We start from the raw sequence: 19,548 nt of genomic DNA, 5'->3' as shown, positions 1-19,548 counted from the left end.
TATTGGGTTGTGTCAATGGATATTATTAATAAATAATTAAAAAATTAATAATACTTTAAGATAAAAAGAAGGTTTAGCTGTTAAAAAACTTTTTGATTTTTAGCTTATCTTCTTTAGACAAAGTAGGCTTGAACCTGTATATATCTTTTTTATTAGCACTTTCAGGTCTAAATTGAAACTCGCCTTTAATTGTGTTGATTGTCACTATCTGATCAGGAGAACTCCATTTAGGAAAATCATACTTTATAACTATGTCCCCATTTCTAACTCCAGATTTATAAGCGTTACTATTTTCGTCAATATTTTTTATTGTATAATTATTTATTAAAGCATCTCTATCAAAACCACGATCATATGCCCCCATTGTTATTTTCTCGATCGGCAGCACTTTAGCAACATTAGCTAAATCTATAAGTTTTACCTTGTTCTATATATTCGTTTATCTCTTTATCTATGCCCTTTGGAATATAATTTTTAACTATTTTTTTAAAATAATCGCTTGAAAATTCTTGTTCTTTTGAGGTTTTAAATAAATCAAGCATAACATTATCCAGCGATTTACTCTTATTATTCTCTTTAATGAAATTGTCCAAATAAAATGCCAAAACAAATCCACGATAATATGGCAATCTTTATACTGCATAATCTTGCCAATAATCTGTTTCGATTAAATTATTAGGTTCATTTATAACAGGTGATAAATAATAATTCTCAAAGAATTTATTAAATTCTTCTACAAATTCCTCAAGCGTTATAACACTGGAACGTAAGGCTAAAACCCTGCTATAATAATCGGTGAATCCCCCACTCCACCAATAATTTAATCGTTCTAAGTTATTACGTATTTTCTTCCCTGTCCAATTATGTAGATGTTCAGAGCAAGTAACGTTATATAATCCTGTTTGTCCAAACCTTGAGGAATAAATGCAGTAAAACTATGAGTTAAGCCCGTTCCGCCCATATGTCTAGATTGATTCCCCTCGATTAAGCTTATTAGATAATAAGGAAAATCATTATCATGGAAAAATGTTCTTTGTCCCTTGATAATTTTATTTATATAAGAAGCTATTTCTTCATCTTTAAGATCAAATTGACCATGTAACGAAAGATATACAGGATTTTTTTTGATCGACAATTTTGTAAACATGTAAATCACCCGCTGCATAAACTACACTATATAATTCAATCGGCATAGCTTTAAATTTCACGCTTTTACCAAGACCATAATCTGATATTGTTTTCCAGCTATCAGGAATATTATTCCATTCAATGTTAAACACTACTATATCATGTCCATTTAGATGACCGGGAGTAGCAAAAAGCCCACAACCCGGTAAATGAATTAAATTTTGTCTAATTATTGCTTCGTGAATATCACAAGGATTACCGGTTTTTTGATATATTTCGTATCTTAAACGAATAATATTGATTTTTCCCGTATTTAAAATAGCTTCATTCGAGTCTTGATTTCTAAACTGTAATTTTCCAATAGGATATTCTAGCTTAACATTTTTGATTTGCTTGTAATATGTAGCATTTGCCCATGCATAGGGTAAATCTAAAACAACCTCACCACTCATATTGCCGATTATTTCCGTCTCAACTTTGATAGCTGAAACAGACGTATTAGACAAAGGTGTTATTTTGTAATGTATCTACCTATGAGTATTTGCGGATACTAGATTTGAAATTAGAATTATGAATATTATCAAAAAATTTTTTAGAAAGTACATTTTTAAAACTCATGGATTTTAGTGATTATTTAGAGTGTTGTGCGACTCGCGATACCATTCCTGCGTGGCATTGTTGCGTGGATACTGAGTCGTCATTGCGAGGAAAATTACGAAGTAATTGACTAAGCAATCTAGTTAAAAATTCTGATTTACAGAATTTTTATTATTTTTTATGGATTGCCACACCGCCTATATGGCTGCTCGCAATGACGATATCTATGTAGGCATGTATTCTATTTAATTATTACTTCCTGACCATTAGCCCATAAGCTTCTATGTCTTCAAGCCATTTAGCGTTTTCTATTAAATATGATTCTTAAAATTCGGCAAGTGTAGAATCAGGTTCGCCTGTTAAATTTTTAAGCCCGTCAAATAAAATGTCTAAAAAACCTATTTTATTCTTTTTACAATAATCTCCTACATCTTCAATATGCTTCGCACGATCATCAACAAATACAATAAAACTAGCATTTAGCTCTTCAGAAAATTTTGATAAAGTACCACTTTTTGAGTGATTACCGGTTATAAATATACCTTTATAAAAAATAGCATCATCCTTTTGTCCTGAATTATAAATTGCTAATTTTTCATTATCTGAAAATTCGATACCCAGCTCTTTTAGTTCTTTATATAGCCAATCTTGCATAGAAGGAATATTGCCTAATGCTCCCGTATTCATTTGTGTAAGACCACAAACCGGACACTTTTCCTTGAGCTTGTTTATAACTTCTACCCACTCTTCATCACTTAATATTACTTTTCGCTGCAAACGCCAATTACTGATAATTTCCTCATAATTGTCATAACTACTTTTATTTTCCTTAATTCTATCAATTATTTGATTATAAGGCGGCTTCTTAAAAGTTTTTGATTTAGGCGTTATAAGCGTATCGTCAACATCAATGAATATAGATGCACGAGTAGGAGCATTTTTTATTATTAAATCATAAACTTTTTCGGCACTATCGGCAGTTTTAAAATCTTTCATATATACTCCGAAGTAAAATGAAGAGTAGTGATACGAAGTTTAACTTGGAAAAGAGTAATCGGTCTGTAAGCCGAGGAGCGGAGCGTATATTAAACGTTCAGCATCCGAGGTCTTACAAAGACATTGTTGCTAATTTTTCAAGTGGGGCGAGTATCAAATTTAATATTAAGTTCTTCAGTTAAAATAGCCATTAATGCAAGCCCTGCTCTATTTGTCCATGCGCCTTGTTCATAAAAAAAATGATAAGGACCGCTAACCGGCGACGACAACCAAATTTCTTTGGCGGCACTTTGTTTATGTATTACATATACCCCTTGATCAGTATCAAGGTTTAATATATCGCCTTGTAAATCTACATCTATACTTGCTTCTTTATCCTGCTCTTCTATCTTTTCTGCTATATATGCAATTGTTGTCTCGGCTATTTTACTAAATTCACTATTATTCATGATAACATCCCTTAAGTAGATAAAAATATACGCAAATCAACTTCAAAAAGAGCAAGGAGTCTATAAGGCAAGGAGCGGAGCGTATACTTAATACGTAAGCACCACAGCTCTTATAAGACGACGTAGCCAATTTTGAAGTTCATCGAGTAGATGGTTTTTCAGGATCAATTGCCGGCTTAGGTACTTTAATCAAACTTTTTCGATAAGTTTCAACAAATCTATTATGATCATTAAGATTGTTAGAAAAATTATGCCCGCCTTTACCATCAACTACAAAAAATAATGCATCCGTTTTAGCAGATTTTACCACTGCTTCTAAAGATTTTAACGATGGACAAGAAATCGGACCGGGTGGTAAACCTTTTATATAATAAGTATTATAGGGTAGTTCTTGCAATAAATCTTTTTTTGTTAAAGCTCTTGCTAATTTAAATTTTCCTTCAGTCAAAGCATATATAGTAGTCGAATCGGCTTGTAGCTTCATATTTTTCTTTAAACGATTAATGAATACTGCTGCTATAATAGGCTTTTCTGCATTTGAGCCGGCTTCTTTTTCAATTATTGAAGCTAGCGTTAATACCTCAAGTCTAGTTTTTAATGGAGAATCTGGTGCAAGATTTTTCATTACTTTATCTAAATTAGCAGACATTAAATTTCTCATGTGATCAATTATCTGCTCTTTTTGATCACCGTAAGAAAAAAAATACGTGGAAGGCATTAAAAAACCTTCAGGTATTATCCCTTTTATTTCTCCAAGTAATCGACTTTCTTCATTAATGTTCTTTATAACCTCACTAACTACCGTACCTTCCGGGACAATTATCTTGTGTATTATAGATTTACCGCTTGCTAATATTCTTAAAGTTTGCAGAGGCGATATATTACGAGTAAACACATATTCACCGCTTTTAAGAGGTCTTTTTATAGAATAAATTTTAGCAATTACCTTAAAAATTCTTGGATATTTGATTACTTCATTAGAATAAAGTTTTGTAACTATTTGATTTACGGATAATTTAGGTTCAATAATTATCGTTTTATTTTGAGTAAGATTACCCGGCACAAAAATATAAAATATACTAAAATTTAGCAAAGTAATAAATATAGTTAGAGATACTATAACTATAACTAAAAAAAGTTTAGTTTTTAATAGGTTGTTTAACATAATAACTATTATTTTTATCAGGCTTAGAAATATTGATACCACGAAATATGGTTTTTCTTGACATTTGAAATAACATATAGTAAAACTCACTTTTTGTTAAATTATATAGTTTTTGCTAAATCAATCAATAGTTTTAATATTTGGTAATTAAACTATTAAAATTAGATGACTAATGGAGCAACAAATTAATAACACAGACCAATTTACTATAACAATAGTATACTATTGTAAAATGAAAAGTTAGAATTTTTATTACAAACAAAAAATATAAATCTTTATTCATAGTTCATATTACTATACCGGCGTTAATACTGATCTTATAATGGGCATTATTATATATTATGATACAAGATCACAATACCGATCTAAAACACGAAGAACATACTGAAAGATTAAAAGCTTTACAAAATAAGTTAGGATACTTATCCGGTTTCTTGACAACAATGCGTTCTGATAACAATGAGGAATACAAAAAAATTTCCAATGATTTAAAAATTTTAATGAAACAAATTAATACTATAAGAAAAAACATGGAAATATATTTTGTTATTATATTAATATTAATGTTTATTATAATTCAGAAAATGTTGTGGACCACCGGTTTCAAGTACTAATCCTTCTCTTTTAACAACTTTATTTTAGGTTCTAAGAACTCCTGTTTAATAATTGCTGCAGCTATATAAGAAGGTACAGCGTTATCTCGATCACTTGATACAAGCGAATTTTCCAAGCTAAGCCTGTGTTCACGTACTTTTGTACGCCTAGCTAGCTTGCCTTTAAATTCATCGTGTCTAAAACTTTCTGAATTCAGCTGTAATCGGTTTGATTTAAATCCTAATTGCTGCAAAATTTTTTGGCTTTCTATTACCTGCTCATAAGCTTTTTTCGAATTAAATAATAATTCGTGAAGCTTATTACTAATAAGATTAGCTCGGCAATTAAATTGGATAAATTCCGGAATTATTTCTTTATCGGCTATAATATTTATCAACGTAACATATTTTATTTTTATCAATAGCCTGATAATAAAAAAGCTTATAAGATTAACTTTATAAGCCACAATCATAGGAGTACCGGAAGCTGCTATCTCTAAAGTATTAGTACCGGATTTTGCTAAAGCTACATCCGCAACAGCATAAGTTTTAAGTCTCTCACTTGAAAATAAATAATTAAACTTAACATCTTCTAGAAATGGTTTTATTATTGCCTCATGAGCAGGATTTGCAAGAGTAAATATAACTTTAAGATTATTACAACTCTTGAATATTTCTTCAATAGAAGAAACAAAAACCGATAAATGCCTTAAAATCTCACCCTTTCTACTACCAAGAGTAACACACAAAACTCTCTCATTCTCATCTATTTTAAACTCTTCACGTAAAGCTATTTTATCACTATAAAACTCTTGCTCCATAATCGGATGACCTATATATCTACAATCAAGACCGACTTTAGTAAAATATGGAGGTTCAAACGGTAGTAAAGCAAATAAACAATCATAAATTTTAGCGTATTTTACTGCCCTACCCTCTTTATATGCCCAAACTGACGGTGCAACGATATGAATCATTTTCAGCTTTGGTAAAAGTTTCCTTACTCGCTTTGCCACACGATAAGTAAACCCTGGTGAATCTATGGTAATTAATAAATCAGCTTTACTATTTATTATATCCTCCACAGTTTTATCAAGTAATTTTTTAAGCTTTAAAATATGAGGCAAAATTTCTACAAAACCCATTAAATTTATGGAAGTAATAGGAAATAAGCTTTTAAAGCTACCGGCTTTCTCCATATATTTGCCGCCAACACCAACAAACTGTACAGTGTCATTCACAAAGCTTGATACAGGTGAATTTAGTTGTACTCCTGTATTGTTTTTTAAATGCTGAATTATACGACCACCTACAAAGTCTCCTGACACCTCACCAGCTATAAAGTAAATTTTTGTCATTAAAGATAGTTATTTTTTAAGGTTCTCAATTTCTGTTTGTAATCGCTCTATTTCTTTTATAGAATACTTCAGTAATCTCATGTATTTCTGCTATCGAGTTTTTTTGCATTAACATCTTTTTTGCTATTGTTATACTTTTTGTAACTTCGCCTTCTCGTATACCTTCTTGTTTACCTTTTTTCCTCCCCTCTTCTATTCCTTTTGCCATCCCTTGTTCTCTACCTTTTTCTTCAGCAGAAACTATATAATCACGCTCTTTATAGCTTTTATTCATATAGGCACGAATAAATTATTTGCTCTTTAGGAGTCATCTTAAGTATATCAAGATGTTTTGCTACATATAGCCATTAATCCAATTCATCTCTTACAACATCATTAAATAATGGTACTGATATTACAACATATTCTGGAAATACATTTATAAATCAAATATTTTACCTCTCATATCTCCCAAAGCAAATTTCATAGGGTGTTTTTTATCAACTTCTCTAAAAATAGTCTTACCGTGATATAAAGGTGCTTTCATATTATCAAAAGGAAAATATAATAAATTAATATGAAATATTTTTTTATAGTAGAATAATCCTCGCTCTTAGAAATACTATCAACTATTAATCTACTAGAATTAAAACAAGCTTTATGTATAAAAAGATTTGTATAGGATTTATCTATTTCTACTATATGTTTATGCCCTTCTTCATCTTCCACAATGACATCTGCTACACTAGATTTTAAGCTATCATTTTCTTTATTACTGCCACTTTCTAGTAGTATAACCAGCATCTTTAAGAATAGCCGAAATAAATCCCTCGACTATTTCATAATCCCCTTTATCTTTTAATAAATATTTAAAATCAAAACTTATTATAGTACTCATATCTTTTATCCTTAAATCATCTTAAATATATTGCAAAAAATAAAGACAGTATACGAAGAGCAACTTCAAAAAGAGCAAGGAGTCCACAATACGAGGAACGCAACGTATACTTAATACGTGAGTACCGAAGCTCTTGTAGGACGACGTAGCATTTTTGAAGTTGCTCTTCGTATACATATTATTAAATTCCATTTTACGGTAACTCAAAGCTTCCGCAATATGCACTTTCAAGACCTTATCAACATTCTCAAGATCGACAATCGTGCGCACTACTCTAAGTATTCGGTTATAAGCACGCATTGATAAACGCAATTTATTTGCTGCTTCATTCAGTAAATCTTTACCTTCATCCCCAGGCATAGCGTAATCTATTAACAACTGCCCATCTAATCTGTTATTTGTTTTAATATTATAGCCCTCATATCTCTTTTCTTGAATTAAACGTACTTTCTCGACTCTTCAGCTATATATTCAGATTCTTCCTCAGAGTTATCTACAATCAAGTCATAATTATAAACATTAATACTAGATACTTCCATATGCAAATCAAATCTATCCATAATAGGTCCCGATACTTTCATTTGATAGTCACTAGCACATTTTGGAGCTTTCATACATTCTTTATAAGAATCGCCTCAATAACCGCATTTATAAGGATTCATAGCTGCTATTAACTGGAAATTTGCCGGATATTTTATATGAGCATTTGATCGTGAGATTAGTATTTCACCGTTTTCAATAGGCTGTCTTCATGCATCAATAACATGCTGTGGAAATTCAGGTAGTTCATCTAAAAATAATACTCAGTTATGAGCTAGCGTAATTTCCCCAGGCTTTAATTTTTGTCCGACACCGCCACCGACCATAGCGGCTAGTGAGCATGAATAATGTGGAGTTCTGCACGGCCTTGCTTTGGTAAGTTTACCGTCTAAAAATTTTCCTGCAATACTTGTAATCGTGCTACATTCTAAAATTTCTTTTGTAGACATTTTAGGTAGTATACTGGGAAGACAGGCAGCAAGTCTTGATTTACCGGTTCCAGGAAGACTGAACATTAAAAGGTTATGCCCACCTGATGCTGCAATTTCTAAAGCTCGTTTAGCAATTTTTTGACCTTTTATATCTTTAAAATCGGGATAATTTATCAGCTCATCTTGTAGCTTAGCTTCCGGAGGAGTTAAAACTTGTGAACCTTTAAAATGATTTACTATTTCAATTAAATTACCTGCAACAAGGATATTATCATTACCCGACCAAGCAACTTCCGCGCTGTTTTTACTTGAACAAATAAGACCTTTACCTCTAACAGAAGCCCCAATCGCTGCAGGTAAAGCTCCGCTTACCGGTAAGATTGAACCGTCTAATGATAGCTCTCCTATTATCAAATATTCCGCAATTTCAAGTTCAGGTAAAATATTCATTGCGGTAAGTATCGCACAAGCAATCGCAAGATCGAAGTGGCTTCCTTCTTTTACTAAATCTGCCGGAGCTAAATTTATTAAAATCTTTTTAGTAGGTAGTGCAAGCCCTATAGAAGATAACGCTGCTTTAACTCGTTCTTTTGATTCAGCTATAGTTTTATCGGCAAGCCCTACTATAGTAAAAGCAAAGATACCCGGTGATATTTGTACCTGCACGTCAACATCGATAATATCAATTCCATTAAACGTTAGACTTGCTATATGCATTATCATGAAATTTTTCTTAAAATGCTATTTTGCTAGGTTATAGATGTTATTGCATGGATACTACTAAATCGTCATTGCGAGCAGACATAGGTTGCGTGGCAATCTCATGAAATAATAACAAGCTCCTGAGATTGCTTTGTCAATTACTGACGTCATCTCCTCGTAATGATGAAAAATAACAATTTTATCTTAACCATTGATTGAGAAACATACTATAGAACAAACTTAGCTAGGTCAAGATTAGTTATTATTTTTGATAATTGATTTTCTACGAATTTATCATCGATAGTTATTTTGTTGCCTTTCATTTCGCTAGCTTCAAAGCTTATATCCTCAAGCAAATTCTCAAGTATAGTATGCAGCCTTCTAGCCCCTATATCTTCGACTTCTAAATTAACGGTGATCGCATAATCCGCTATCTTCTCAATAGCAGAAGCAGCAAATTCAAGACGCACGTCTTCAGTACCTATTAACGCCGAATATTGTTTTATTAAACTAGTTTCAGGCTCAAGCAATATTTTAATCATATCATCTTTGGTAAGCGAATTTAATTCTACTCTAATCGGTAACCTTCCTTGTAACTCCGGTAATAAATCAGAAGGTTTAGCAATATGGAAAGCACCGGAAGCAATAAATAATATATGATCGGTTTTAACCGGTCCATATTTAGTATTAACCGTCGTGCCCTCTATCAAAGGTAGCAAATCTCTTTGCACTCCCTCTCTACTTATTTCGGCATTTTTTGCTCTGGAACTACCAGTCGAAGCTATTTTATCAATTTCGTCAATAAAAACTATACCGTCATTTTCAGCTAAATTTATAGCTTGCTGAATAATTTTTTCTTGGTCTATTAATTTTTCTGATTCTTCAGGTATAATAATAGCCATAGCATCTTTAACTAGCATTTTTTTTGTTTTAGTCTTACTGCTGCCAAGGGCTCGTCCAATCATATCGCCAAGATTAAGCACGCCCATAGATGCTCCCGGCATACCCGGTATTTCAAAACTTCCACCGTCGACAGGTGTAGTATCAGCTACGCTAATTTCAATTTCCGTATCATCAAGTTCGCCGTTTAAAATTTTTTCTTTGAACTTTTCTCTAGTCTCATTACTAGAAGTTTTACCTACTAAACTATCTAATATTCTCTCTATCGCTTTTTCACGGGCATTAATATCTACTTTCGTTTTTGCTAAAGTTTTTTCAGTATTAACGGCTATTTCGACTAAATCACGAATTATTGATTCTACATCACGCCCTACATATCCGACTTCGGTAAATTTAGTTGCTTCAATTTTATAGAAAGGAGAATTAGTCAGCTTCGCAAGGCGTCTTGCTATTTCCGTTTTCCCGACACCGGTTGAACCAATCATTAAAATATTTTTCGGTACTATTTCATTACGTAAATTACCTTCTACTCTTTTACGACGACAACGATTTCTAAGTGCAATAGCAACGGCTTTTTTGGCCTTTTCTTGACCTACGATAAATCTATTAAGTTCATTCACTATTTGAGAAGGGGTAAGCCCCATAGGGTCTTTTTTATAAGTAGTTTTAGTAGCTTTCATACAACTTTTTCCATTATAATATTATGATTAGAAAATACACACAAATCTGCAGCTATATTCATAGATTTTAAAGCAATTTCTTCAGCAGTTAAATTATTCTCGTAAGACATTAGAGCGCGAGCGGCAGATAGTGCAAATAAACCGCCTGAACCTATTGCGGCAACATTATTTTCAGGCTCTACAACATCACCGTTACCGGTTAAAATTAATATATGACTACGATCAGCAACAATCATCATTGCTTCCAAACGTCTCAAATATTTATCGCTACGCCAATCTTTTGCAAGCTCAACTGCACTTCTAAGTAAATTATACTTATGTTGCTCTATCTTTACTGCAAGTTTTTCAAATAACGCAAGACCGTCAGCCGTAGAACCCGCAAAACCGGCAATAATTTTATTATTTGCTATAGTCCGAAGTTTTCGTGCTGTAGATTTTAGTACGGTATTACCATGCGAGACTTGTCCATCTGCTGCTATAATTATTTCTTCGTTCTTTTTTAAACAAAGTATTGTTGTGCCGTGTAAGGCTAAATTATCTGACATATATAAAATTTATTGATATTAAGTTGTGAATTAAGTACTATTAGAATTACTGTTAAGTAGACGAATAGACGAAGTGTAATTTGGAAAAGAGCAAGGAGTCTGTAAGCCGAGGAGCGGAGCGTATATTAGTGAGCATCCGAGGACTTACCAAGACGACGTAGCCAATTTTCCAAATTAAACTAGTATACTTGACTAATCCAATTTAATTAATTATTGTCCCTTGAATTTTCAAGGCTTAAAATTAAATAATGAATATATACGCAATATACATTAACTCCACACAAAAAAATAATAATTTTATTGTTATTGAAGAAGGTTTTTCATGGATAGCAGCTCTTTTAAGTATATTTTGGGCATTATACCATAAAATGTGGTTAGTTGTTGCTATTGCCGTAATAGCGAATATAATCGTTACGGCGATTAATATCGAAGAGTTAAAGCTTATATTTAAGATAGTCTTAATATTAGGCTTCGGCTTTTTTGCTTCAGATATTAGAGAAAATTATTTAAAAAGAAATAATTACCGACTAGAAGACATAATAATTGCCAACTCTAGAATTGAAGCTGAATTAAAATTTCTAAAACGTAGTATGCTTGTTTAACAGAAACGTGGTTTCATAAATATTAAATCGTCATTGCGAGTAGTCGTAGACTGCACGGCAATCCAGTAAGAAATGCTAAAATGAGCATTTCTTACTGGATTGCTTAGTCAAAACTTTACATTTTTTACTCGCAATGACGGAAAATCAAGCCATGCAATAAAGCTTTTAACAGAAATAAAATGATGTATAACAAAGAAAATGTTTTTGCAAAAATCATAGGTAAAAATCTTCCGGCAGAAATAATTTATGAAGACGAACAAATTTTAGCATTCAAAGATATAGCACCCGTAGCACCTATACATATTATCGTTATACCTAAAAACGAATATATAGATTATGCCGATTTTATCTCTAAAGCTTCTATAGACGAAATAAAACATTTTTTTGCTAAAATTTCTGATATAGCAAATGAAGCGGGTTTAGATAAAGACGGTTATCGTTTAATAACTAATAAAGGCGAGAAATCGGGACAAACTATTTTTCATTTCCATTTCCATATTATCGGAGGTGACAAACTCATTGGATTAATAAATAATGACTAAAAAATACAATATTGCAGTAATCGGAGCTACAGGAAATGTAGGGCGTGAAACTCTAAATATTCTAGCTGAGCGTAATTTCCCCATTAATAAAGTTTATGCTATAGCTTCAGATAGCTCTCTAGGGCGGGAAGTAAGCTTTGGAGAAAAAATACTACAAATTAATAGTTTAAAAAGTTTACATTTTGACGATATTGATATTGCTTTTTTTTGTGCAGGTTCAGAAGTTGCAAAAGAATTTATACCAAAAGCTACTGCTAGTAATTGTGTAGTTATCGACAAATCCTCACTTTTTAGAGTTGATAACCAAGTGCCGTTAATTGTACCTGAGGTTAATTTATCAACACTTAAAGAGTTTAATACTAAAAATATCATAGCTAACCCTAACTGTATCGTCATTCCGCTTGCAGTAGCATTAAAACCGCTAGATAATGAAGTAAAGATTAAACGAGTAGTGATATCTACTTATCAATCAGTATCAGGAGCAGGTAAAGCAGGAATGGACGAACTCTACGACCAAACAAAATCTAAATATGTTTTTGGAGAGAATGATCCTAAGAAATTTCCAAAACAGATTGCATTTAATCTTTTTCCTCATATAGGTGATTTAAATAAATATGGCTATACAAGTGAAGAAGCAAAAATTGCTTCTGAACTAAACAAAATTATAGGTAATCACTTTAAAGCTAGCGTTACTTCTGTTAGAGTACCGGTATTTATCGGTCATTCTATATCGGTTAACATAGAATTTAACGACAAAATTGATGCCAAAGAAGTCGAAGAAATATTACAAGATGCCGATGGAATTGTTACAATTTCTAATAATAACCTTGCGTATATCTCACCCGTTGAAGTAGTAGGCGAAGATGCCGTATATGTCTCCCGAATTAGAAATGACGTAAGTAGAGAGAACACGATAAATCTATGGATCACATGTGATAACTTACGTAAAGGAGCAGCTTTAAACAGTGTTCAAATTGCTGAAGAATTAATTAATAATTATTTATAATAATATAACTAATATGTATAATAAAAATAATAATCTAAATAAAAAAAACCCGCTAGTAATAGCATTAGGCGAATGTAGAACAGCTTTTTGGATAGTCTTTTGGTTTGCTTTTGTAATCAACTTACTAATGTTAATTACTCCTCTTTACTCGCTACAAGTTCTTGATAGAGTCCTTGGAAGCGGTAATCTACAAACATTATTATTTTTATCACTAATAATCGCATATATTTATTTTGTTTACGGATTATTACAAATTGCTCGTTCTTTTACACTTATAAAGGTAGGAGAATGGCTTGATAGAACAGTAGCTCCTGTAATTTTTGCTTCTTCAATTTCTGCAGCTGCAACACGAGCAAATATGGGTTCTAGCCAATTATTACGTGATTTTCAAGCCGTCAAAACATTCCTAACAAGTACCGGAATTAATACTTTATTCGATGCCCCTTGGAGCCTTATCTATATTGCGGTTATTTTTTCAATTCATCCATATATCGGTCTTATTACCGTTTTTGGTGCAATTATAATAGTTTCAACCGCTTTCTTTAACGCTGTAGCTACTAATAAAACGCTCGGTGAAGCTACCGAATTTTCGATAAAAGGTATGACACAAGCCGATATTGCAAACAGAAATGCAGAAGCAATTGAAGCAATGGGAATGATGAAGAATGTTACAAAAAATTGGCATAAATTTAACATATTAGCACTTGATAAGCAATCGGTTGCTAGCTATCGTAACGGTGTTATTTCTAACTTTTCAAGGTTTATCCGTAATATAATGCAAATGGCTGTTACCGGAGTCGGTGCTTACATTGTTGTAAAATCTCACAGTACAGATATGACTCCCGGTAATATGATTATGAGTTCTATCATAGTCGGTAGAGCTCTTGCTCCTTTCGATAATGCTATTGATTTATGGAAAAGTATGAGCGGTGCTATTAAATCATACAAAAACATTAATAATTTATTTAACACTTATTCTTCTAGAGACGAAACAATGCCAATTCCGAACGTTGATGGTCATCTTACTGTTGAAAATATTTATTATGCTCACCCTATACCAAAACATTTACCGCAACCTCCCGTACCGAAATATATCTTAACAGGCGTTAGTTTTGCAGTACAACCAGGCGAAGTTTTAGCAATTATCGGTCCTTCGGCTACAGGAAAATCAACTTTAGCTAAAATCATAGTCGGGGTATGGAAAGAATCATCAGGTTCCGTACGTTTAGATAGTGCTGAAATTTATCGTTGGAATAGAGAAGATTTCGGTAGACATGTTGGCTATCTTCCTCAAGGAATAGAACTTTTTAGCGGTAGTATTAAACAAAATATAGCTAGAATGGAAGAAGATGCTGATCCGCAAAAAGTTATTGAAGCAGCTAAAATAGCCGGAGCTCATGACATGATATTAAGATTCCCTGAAGGTTATGATTCTGATATCGGTCCTGCAGGCTCTAATCTATCAGGTGGTCAAAGACAGCGTATCGGACTTGCTAGAGCTTTTTACGGTAATCCAAAACTCATCATTTTAGATGAGCCTAATGCTAATTTAGATGAGGCAGGTGAAGTTGCCCTTGCAAGTGCCTTAAAACAAGCAAAACTTAAAGGAATAGCAGTTCTTGTAATTTCACATAGACCATCCGTATTATCCGTTGTTGATAAAATTCTAATATTACAGGATGGAGTAGTTGCAGTTTACGGAACGGAAGAAGAGATTCAAAAACACTTTAAAACTTTAAAAAGCGGTACAATTCATATTAATAACTAAAGTGTCATATCGTAACTTGATTGGCATTGTTGCGTGGCTTCCAAATCATCATTACGAACGAACGTTAGTGAGCGTGGCAATCTCATGAGTTCTATCGAGATTGCTTCGTCAATTACTACGTCATGTCCTCGCAATGACGCAAAATACAAACAATGCTGACTAAATATAATAATGATTAAATATTATGCAGGACTTAAAACACAATAAACCTCAAATTACTCCGGCACAATTAAAACAATTATTGTCCTTAAGAGAAGATGCGTTAAACCTTAAAGGTCAAAGTTCTAAACGTAAAGCTTTAATAAATACTATATTAAAGAAAACCTCTCATGCTATAGAATTCTTATTAGTAAAACTTGATAGGTTTGTTAATTTTATTACCAAGAAAACCGATAAAGATCGTAATAACGTAACCCAAGCTGCAAGGTCACCTATACTTTTCGGTATTTATGTTATGATCTTTTTAGTATTAATAGGCGGATTATGGTCGGCTCTTGCTCCGCTTGATAGTGGTGCTGTAGCTGTCGGTATCGTAATGCCAAGCACAAATAAAAAAACGATTCAACATCATGAAGGCGGAATAATAAATGCTATTTATGTGAAGCAAGGTGATAAAGTCAAAGAAGGCGATAAATTAATAGAGCTTGAAGAAACTAGAATAAAAAGCGAACATGAAAATATTCTTGGTCAGTACCGTAATTCTTTAGCAACTGAAAATCGTTTAATTGCCGAACGCGATAATTTAGAACAAATCGAATTCTCTGATTTTCTAATGCAGGATATCAATTTACCGGAAGTAGCTAAAATAATTCATACGCAGGAAAATTTATTTAGATCTAGAAAAGAAGTATATAACTCAGAGAAAGATGCATTACATCAAAATATTGCTCAACTTGAGAAAAAAATTGAAGGTTTAGAAGCAAAAAAAGTTGCCGCCTCCAAAACTGCTGAAGTTTATCAAGACCGTTTAAAAGCTTTAAGGACGTTAAAAGAAAAAGGCTTTGTACAAAAAGCAGCCTTATTAGACCAAGAAGCAAAAGTGGCCGCTTCAAAAAGTGATGTTGCAGCAACTGAAGCCGAAATAGCAGGAATACGCCATGCTATTACCGAAACTCAAATTAAAATTATAAATCAACAAAATAAATACACTGAACGGACTTTAACAGAGCTGCGTGAAGCTCAAGTACAAACCGCATCTCTTAAAGAAAAATATAATGCCCTGACGGATTCGCTTAATCGTGTGATAATCAGATCACCTGTTGACGGTATAGTTAATAATTTAAAATATCATACAATAGGCGGTGTTATAAGTCACGGACAACCTATTATGGAAATTTTGCCAACTAATGACCCATTAATAATAGAAGCAAAGGTATCTCAAAAAAACATTGACTCAGTACATGAGGGATTAGTTGCAAAAATACGTTTCAGTGCATTTAAATCAAGAACAACTCCAACATTTACCGGTAAAGTAGTAAGCATATCTCCCGATATCGTACAAGATGAAAGACAGCATCCGGGACAACAGCAAGATAATTATTATGTTGCAAGAGTTGAAATCGATATGGATGAATTTAACAAAGTTGCTAAAGTTAAAAATCTTGAATTACACCCCGGTATGCAAGCTGAGGTACAAATCGTAACAGGTACTAGAACACTACTTAGATATTTACTTGATCCCGTTACTGATACTGCATTTAAAGCTTTCAGAGAAAAATAGATAATTTGAAAATTTTAAGTTAGATAACTTTACGGAACCTAAATATTTTGTAACAATATTTATATTTATTAAAAATTATTAATCTATTGACTTTGAACCAAAAGAATTATAGGCTTATTTTGTAATCTAATTATATGTAAATGTTATGTTAGGCTATGAAAAAGAACAAAGAAGTTTAAATACAGCACAAAAACAAGCAGTCGGATTACTTTCTATAGGTACATTTCTAGAGTATTTTGACCTTATGCTTTATGTGCATATGGCGATGCTTTTAAATAATTTATTTTTTCCGGAATATGATCCTTTCACTTTTTCTTTGCTTACTGCCTTTTCTTTCTGTTCTACCTACTTGCTAAGACCTATAGGAGCATTAATATTTGGGTATATAGGCGATCATTTTGGACGTAAGATTGTAGTTGTTTTAACTACCCTATTAATGGCTATTACTTGTGTGATTATAGGCAGCATGCCAACATATGCACAGATAGGTATAACAGCCTCTTGGGTTCTTACTATATGTCGTATAATTCAAGGTATGTCAGCAACTGCAGAAGCACGAGGTGCAGAACTGTACTTAACCGAAAATTCATCTCCTCCTATACAATATCCATTAGTAGCAATTATAACCGTATTTTCTGCCGTAGGCACTACGGTAGCACTAGGTATTGCATCAATTTTTACTAATCACAATATTTATCACCATGAATCAAGTTGGCGTATAGCCTTTTTCGTTGGTGCAACTATCGCTTTTGTAGGTACTATTGCAAGGACTAGTTTAAAAGAAGCAGATGCATTTTCAAATAAAAGAAACAAATTAAAACTAAGACTTCAAGAAAATAATATTATGCTTGAAGAAATTGACGCAGATATTCTAGATCAAAAAGTTCCAAACACCACTTCTATTTGGTATTTCTTTATCCAGTGTGCTAGACCACCGTGTTTTTATTTCGTATATATATATTGCAGTGATATATTAAAAAGAGAATGCGGCTTTACTCCAAATCAAATTATAAATCAAAATTTTTGGGTATCTATAATAGATTTACTCGGTATTATCGGTCTTGCATTTATTAGCTATAAAATCCATCCTTTAAAAATCCTAAAGGTAAAATTATATCTATTTTTTACCTCTCTCATTTTTTTTCCTATAATGTTAAATTATAACCCTACTCCTTTATGTATTTTTATTTTTCAATGTTTGGCTGCATTATTCGTATTTGATCACGTACCGGCAGCTCCTATATTTTATAAATATTTTCCGGTTTTTAAGAGATTTACATATACTAGTATGCTAAGTGCAATAGCAAAATTATTTACTTATATTATAACTTCATTTGGTTTAGTTTATATTACCAGTTATCTAGGATATTGGGGGTTATTTTTAATTTTCATACCTGTAGGTATAACTTTCTTTATGGGAGTAACTTATTTTGAGAAAATGGAAACGAATCGAAATTTATAATTTTATTAAAAGTATAATTTATATTAAACTTTAAATTATTTTTATAACATTCAGCATATATCAGCTCTGAAACTGAAGGTATTTCAAGTATTTCACTTAACACTAAAAAGCTTTTTAATGTCTCTTTAATTATTTTATGAGCTTTTTCAGGCGATTTTACTTCTAAAGTTTGTAAATTATGTATTCTATCAAAAAGTTTTATAAGAGCAGTATCGTATCTTTTTTGTTTAATTAATAAAATAAGACTTTTCTCGCTACTTATTTTTCCCCAAGGTTTAATTCTAGTTAGACCTGCTACATGCCTTGTTACTTCTTCATCAAAAATATTGCTAATCATTTCTTCAGTAAGTTCAGTATCTTCAATAGTGTCATGAAGTAATGCAGCTTGTAGCATTCTAAAAGTAAAGAGTTTAGGCACTTCTTTTGCTACAAATTCCGCTACCATAGTTGTTACTGCGATTGGATGAGAATAATAAGGGTCACCTGATTGACGCATTTGCCCACCATGATATTTACGAGCATAATAAATACCTTTTTTAACTTCTCTAATATCGATAGGTTGTTTTACTTGGGTATTTAAAAATAAAAGTCTTTCGATTAATTTATCTGAATATTTACAGCTTTCAAAATTTTTTTCCCAATATTCTATATCGTTCATAAAATCGCCCCATTCTATACATATTTTCTATACATATTATTTTATTGTCTTTTTTATGATTATCTTTTATATTTTCTTTTTAAAATCCAATTATTATTTATTAAAAATCTCTATATTTAATAATTTTTCTATTTTTAATGCTAACAAATAACTATATATTAAAAATAGTTTTTTACAAAGGTTTATATAATGTCATCCTTAATATCACCTACATTTTATTACAACAATATTTCTTTTTCGTCTGTATGGCTGAGGAAGTATTCTTTCGAAGGTTTTACAAAGAACATTACAAAATCTTGTACCAAAACAGCAGATTTTAGCTGTTATTATAGCATCTTTAATATTTGGGATCGCGCACATTTTCAAGGCGCACTAATATATATAGCTTTAAGCACTATATGCGGTTTTTTCTATGGTTATCATATATAAAACAGGTAAAATATTATGCTCTATGATAGTTCATTTCGGTCTAAATTTATGCCATGTATTATTATTTACTTATCCTGCTCTTAAAACTTTGTGAAGTAAATGTAATTTTAATAGACAAAGTTATAGAGTTTTTTTATTTACAAATAGTAAACATACTAACTAAGTTTTATGAACAAAGACATCCCTACGGATATTTATTACCTTCAGAATATGAGTTAGCAAGCTCTAGTAATGCTGCTTTGACCCTATTTTTAATGGAAGTAACCTTATTATTCTTGTTTGGTTATTGCTGCTACTGTTGTTTCAATAATGAGCAAAAAGATATGGGGCTTGAATTAATCGGTGATCACCACAAACATGATGAATAATATTTTTTAATTATTGCATGGTGCTTAATGTT

General features: G+C 32.0%; 22 protein-coding genes and 3 pseudogenes. 9 read left to right on the top strand and 16 right to left on the bottom strand.

What is annotated here, in order from left to right:
* Positions 1-73 precede the first annotated feature (73 nt).
* From A3305_RS05520 to mltG, 7 genes are all read right to left on the bottom strand, one after another.
* A complete protein-coding gene (locus tag A3305_RS05520) occupies positions 74-364 on the bottom strand; it encodes a hypothetical protein (protein ID WP_045799321.1) in 291 nt (96 codons plus the stop codon).
* A gap of 34 nt (positions 365-398) precedes the next feature.
* Positions 399-593, bottom strand: a complete 195-nt coding sequence (locus A3305_RS10610; RefSeq protein WP_226984019.1) for a hypothetical protein — start codon at positions 591-593, stop codon at positions 399-401.
* Positions 594-632: 39 nt separating this feature from the next.
* On the bottom strand, positions 633-845 hold the full coding sequence (locus A3305_RS10605) for a hypothetical protein (protein ID WP_231289118.1): 213 nt from the start codon (positions 843-845) through the stop codon (positions 633-635).
* Positions 846-1,085: 240 nt separating this feature from the next.
* A complete protein-coding gene (locus A3305_RS10600) occupies positions 1,086-1,634 on the bottom strand; it encodes a hypothetical protein (RefSeq protein ID WP_226984018.1) in 549 nt (182 codons plus the stop codon).
* A 415-nt stretch (positions 1,635-2,049) separates the two neighbouring features.
* Positions 2,050-2,721: a DUF2608 domain-containing protein gene (locus A3305_RS05505; RefSeq protein ID WP_014392081.1), complete on the bottom strand. Its 672-nt coding sequence runs from the start codon at positions 2,719-2,721 to the stop codon at positions 2,050-2,052.
* A 137-nt stretch (positions 2,722-2,858) separates the two neighbouring features.
* The gene (gene cyaY, locus A3305_RS05495; RefSeq protein WP_014392080.1) at positions 2,859-3,170 is read right to left on the bottom strand and encodes an iron donor protein CyaY; all 312 of its coding nucleotides are present in this window, start codon (positions 3,168-3,170) and stop codon (positions 2,859-2,861) included.
* Between the two features lie 139 nt (positions 3,171-3,309).
* The gene (gene mltG, locus A3305_RS05485; protein ID WP_014392079.1) at positions 3,310-4,335 is read right to left on the bottom strand and encodes an endolytic transglycosylase MltG; all 1,026 of its coding nucleotides are present in this window, start codon (positions 4,333-4,335) and stop codon (positions 3,310-3,312) included.
* Positions 4,336-4,676: 341 nt separating this feature from the next.
* On the opposite strand from mltG, the gene A3305_RS05480 reads away from it, so the two are divergent.
* Positions 4,677-4,949: a hypothetical protein gene (locus A3305_RS05480; protein ID WP_014392078.1), complete on the top strand. Its 273-nt coding sequence runs from the start codon at positions 4,677-4,679 to the stop codon at positions 4,947-4,949.
* Here the strand turns inward: A3305_RS05480 and lpxB are convergent.
* The 8 genes and pseudogenes from lpxB to hslV all read right to left on the bottom strand — a co-directional run bounded on the left by lpxB (position 4,946) and on the right by hslV (position 10,961).
* On the bottom strand, positions 4,946-6,286 hold the full coding sequence (gene lpxB, locus A3305_RS05475) for a lipid-A-disaccharide synthase (protein ID WP_014392077.1): 1,341 nt from the start codon (positions 6,284-6,286) through the stop codon (positions 4,946-4,948). The two genes, A3305_RS05480 and lpxB, sit on opposite strands and share 4 nt — an antisense overlap.
* 9 nt (positions 6,287-6,295) lie before the next feature.
* Positions 6,296-6,812, bottom strand: a pseudogene (locus A3305_RS05470) (hypothetical protein).
* On the bottom strand, positions 6,809-6,994 hold the full coding sequence (locus tag A3305_RS05465; RefSeq protein ID WP_041860582.1) for a hypothetical protein: 186 nt from the start codon (positions 6,992-6,994) through the stop codon (positions 6,809-6,811). Before A3305_RS05465 ends, A3305_RS05470 begins: the two are co-directional and overlap by 4 nt.
* 43 nt (positions 6,995-7,037) lie before the next feature.
* Positions 7,038-7,163: a hypothetical protein gene (locus A3305_RS11260; RefSeq protein ID WP_264357846.1), complete on the bottom strand. Its 126-nt coding sequence runs from the start codon at positions 7,161-7,163 to the stop codon at positions 7,038-7,040.
* Between the two features lie 21 nt (positions 7,164-7,184).
* Complete coding sequence (locus A3305_RS11850; protein ID WP_373604499.1) at positions 7,185-7,571, bottom strand: ATP-binding protein; 387 nt, start codon at positions 7,569-7,571, stop codon at positions 7,185-7,187.
* 29 nt (positions 7,572-7,600) lie between these two features.
* Positions 7,601-8,851, bottom strand: a pseudogene (locus A3305_RS11845) (YifB family Mg chelatase-like AAA ATPase).
* A 212-nt stretch (positions 8,852-9,063) separates the two neighbouring features.
* A complete protein-coding gene (hslU, locus tag A3305_RS05445; RefSeq protein ID WP_014392075.1) occupies positions 9,064-10,416 on the bottom strand; it encodes an ATP-dependent protease ATPase subunit HslU in 1,353 nt (450 codons plus the stop codon).
* Positions 10,413-10,961: an ATP-dependent protease subunit HslV gene (hslV, locus tag A3305_RS05440; RefSeq protein WP_014014134.1), complete on the bottom strand. Its 549-nt coding sequence runs from the start codon at positions 10,959-10,961 to the stop codon at positions 10,413-10,415. Before hslV ends, hslU begins: the two co-directional genes overlap by 4 nt.
* Positions 10,962-11,041: 80 nt before the next feature.
* On the opposite strand from hslV, the pseudogene A3305_RS08960 reads away from it, so the two are divergent.
* From A3305_RS08960 to A3305_RS05410, 7 genes and pseudogenes are all read left to right on the top strand, one after another.
* Positions 11,042-11,139: pseudogene (locus A3305_RS08960) on the top strand (palindromic element RPE5 domain-containing protein).
* A 70-nt stretch (positions 11,140-11,209) separates the two neighbouring features.
* Entirely contained in the window at positions 11,210-11,563 is a 354-nt protein-coding gene (locus tag A3305_RS05435) for a DUF2628 domain-containing protein (protein WP_014392074.1), read from the top strand.
* Between the two features lie 182 nt (positions 11,564-11,745).
* Positions 11,746-12,105 (top strand): HIT domain-containing protein, encoded by a 360-nt coding sequence (locus A3305_RS05430; protein WP_014392073.1) that lies wholly within the window; start codon positions 11,746-11,748, stop codon positions 12,103-12,105.
* Entirely contained in the window at positions 12,098-13,111 is a 1,014-nt protein-coding gene (gene asd / locus A3305_RS05425) for an aspartate-semialdehyde dehydrogenase (protein WP_014392072.1), read from the top strand. Before A3305_RS05430 ends, asd begins: the two co-directional genes overlap by 8 nt.
* Positions 13,112-13,124: 13 nt before the next feature.
* Positions 13,125-14,879 carry a type I secretion system permease/ATPase gene (locus A3305_RS05420; RefSeq protein WP_014392071.1) on the top strand — a complete coding sequence of 585 codons (1,755 nt, stop codon included), beginning with the start codon at positions 13,125-13,127 and terminating at the stop codon, positions 14,877-14,879.
* A gap of 184 nt (positions 14,880-15,063) precedes the next feature.
* Positions 15,064-16,599, top strand: a complete 1,536-nt coding sequence (locus A3305_RS05415) for an HlyD family type I secretion periplasmic adaptor subunit (protein WP_014392070.1) — start codon at positions 15,064-15,066, stop codon at positions 16,597-16,599.
* A gap of 145 nt (positions 16,600-16,744) precedes the next feature.
* Complete coding sequence (locus tag A3305_RS05410) at positions 16,745-18,061, top strand: MFS transporter (protein ID WP_045799410.1); 1,317 nt, start codon at positions 16,745-16,747, stop codon at positions 18,059-18,061.
* Here A3305_RS05410 and A3305_RS05405 read toward each other — a convergent pair.
* Positions 18,012-18,719: an HD domain-containing protein gene (locus tag A3305_RS05405; protein WP_014392068.1), complete on the bottom strand. Its 708-nt coding sequence runs from the start codon at positions 18,717-18,719 to the stop codon at positions 18,012-18,014. The two genes, A3305_RS05410 and A3305_RS05405, sit on opposite strands and share 50 nt — an antisense overlap.
* Before the next feature lie 482 nt (positions 18,720-19,201).
* On the opposite strand from A3305_RS05405, the gene A3305_RS11840 reads away from it, so the two are divergent.
* Positions 19,202-19,516: a hypothetical protein gene (locus tag A3305_RS11840; protein WP_014392067.1), complete on the top strand. Its 315-nt coding sequence runs from the start codon at positions 19,202-19,204 to the stop codon at positions 19,514-19,516.
* Positions 19,517-19,548 lie beyond the last annotated feature (32 nt).

It is taken from the genome of Rickettsia amblyommatis (assembly GCF_002078335.1).
Lineage (GTDB): Bacteria > Pseudomonadota > Alphaproteobacteria > Rickettsiales > Rickettsiaceae > Rickettsia > Rickettsia rickettsii.
The sequence above is the reverse complement of the archived record's forward strand: the minus strand, read 5'-3'. Positions and strand labels throughout refer to the sequence as shown.

What these genes read in the sequence shown, in the direction of transcription:
- mltG (WP_014392079.1), bottom strand. Translation starts at nt 4,335, where the DNA reads ATGTTAAACAACCTATTAAAAACTAAACTTTTTTTAGTTATAGTTATA.
- A3305_RS11840 (WP_014392067.1), top strand. Translation starts at nt 19,202, where the DNA reads ATGTATTATTATTTACTTATCCTGCTCTTAAAACTTTGTGAAGTAAAT.
- A3305_RS05505 (WP_014392081.1), bottom strand. Translation starts at nt 2,721, where the DNA reads ATGAAAGATTTTAAAACTGCCGATAGTGCCGAAAAAGTTTATGATTTA.
- A3305_RS05520 (WP_045799321.1), bottom strand. Translation starts at nt 364, where the DNA reads ATGGGGGCATATGATCGTGGTTTTGATAGAGATGCTTTAATAAATAAT.
- A3305_RS05435 (WP_014392074.1), top strand. Translation starts at nt 11,210, where the DNA reads ATGAATATATACGCAATATACATTAACTCCACACAAAAAAATAATAAT.
- A3305_RS05415 (WP_014392070.1), top strand. Translation starts at nt 15,064, where the DNA reads ATGCAGGACTTAAAACACAATAAACCTCAAATTACTCCGGCACAATTA.
- hslU (WP_014392075.1), bottom strand. Translation starts at nt 10,416, where the DNA reads ATGAAAGCTACTAAAACTACTTATAAAAAAGACCCTATGGGGCTTACC.
- A3305_RS05420 (WP_014392071.1), top strand. Translation starts at nt 13,125, where the DNA reads ATGTATAATAAAAATAATAATCTAAATAAAAAAAACCCGCTAGTAATA.
- A3305_RS11260 (WP_264357846.1), bottom strand. Translation starts at nt 7,163, where the DNA reads ATGAGTACTATAATAAGTTTTGATTTTAAATATTTATTAAAAGATAAA.
- lpxB (WP_014392077.1), bottom strand. Translation starts at nt 6,286, where the DNA reads ATGACAAAAATTTACTTTATAGCTGGTGAGGTGTCAGGAGACTTTGTA.
- A3305_RS05405 (WP_014392068.1), bottom strand. Translation starts at nt 18,719, where the DNA reads ATGAACGATATAGAATATTGGGAAAAAAATTTTGAAAGCTGTAAATAT.
- cyaY (WP_014392080.1), bottom strand. Translation starts at nt 3,170, where the DNA reads ATGAATAATAGTGAATTTAGTAAAATAGCCGAGACAACAATTGCATAT.
- A3305_RS05430 (WP_014392073.1), top strand. Translation starts at nt 11,746, where the DNA reads ATGTATAACAAAGAAAATGTTTTTGCAAAAATCATAGGTAAAAATCTT.
- A3305_RS05410 (WP_045799410.1), top strand. Translation starts at nt 16,745, where the DNA reads ATGTTAGGCTATGAAAAAGAACAAAGAAGTTTAAATACAGCACAAAAA.
- asd (WP_014392072.1), top strand. Translation starts at nt 12,098, where the DNA reads ATGACTAAAAAATACAATATTGCAGTAATCGGAGCTACAGGAAATGTA.
- A3305_RS05480 (WP_014392078.1), top strand. Translation starts at nt 4,677, where the DNA reads ATGATACAAGATCACAATACCGATCTAAAACACGAAGAACATACTGAA.
- hslV (WP_014014134.1), bottom strand. Translation starts at nt 10,961, where the DNA reads ATGTCAGATAATTTAGCCTTACACGGCACAACAATACTTTGTTTAAAA.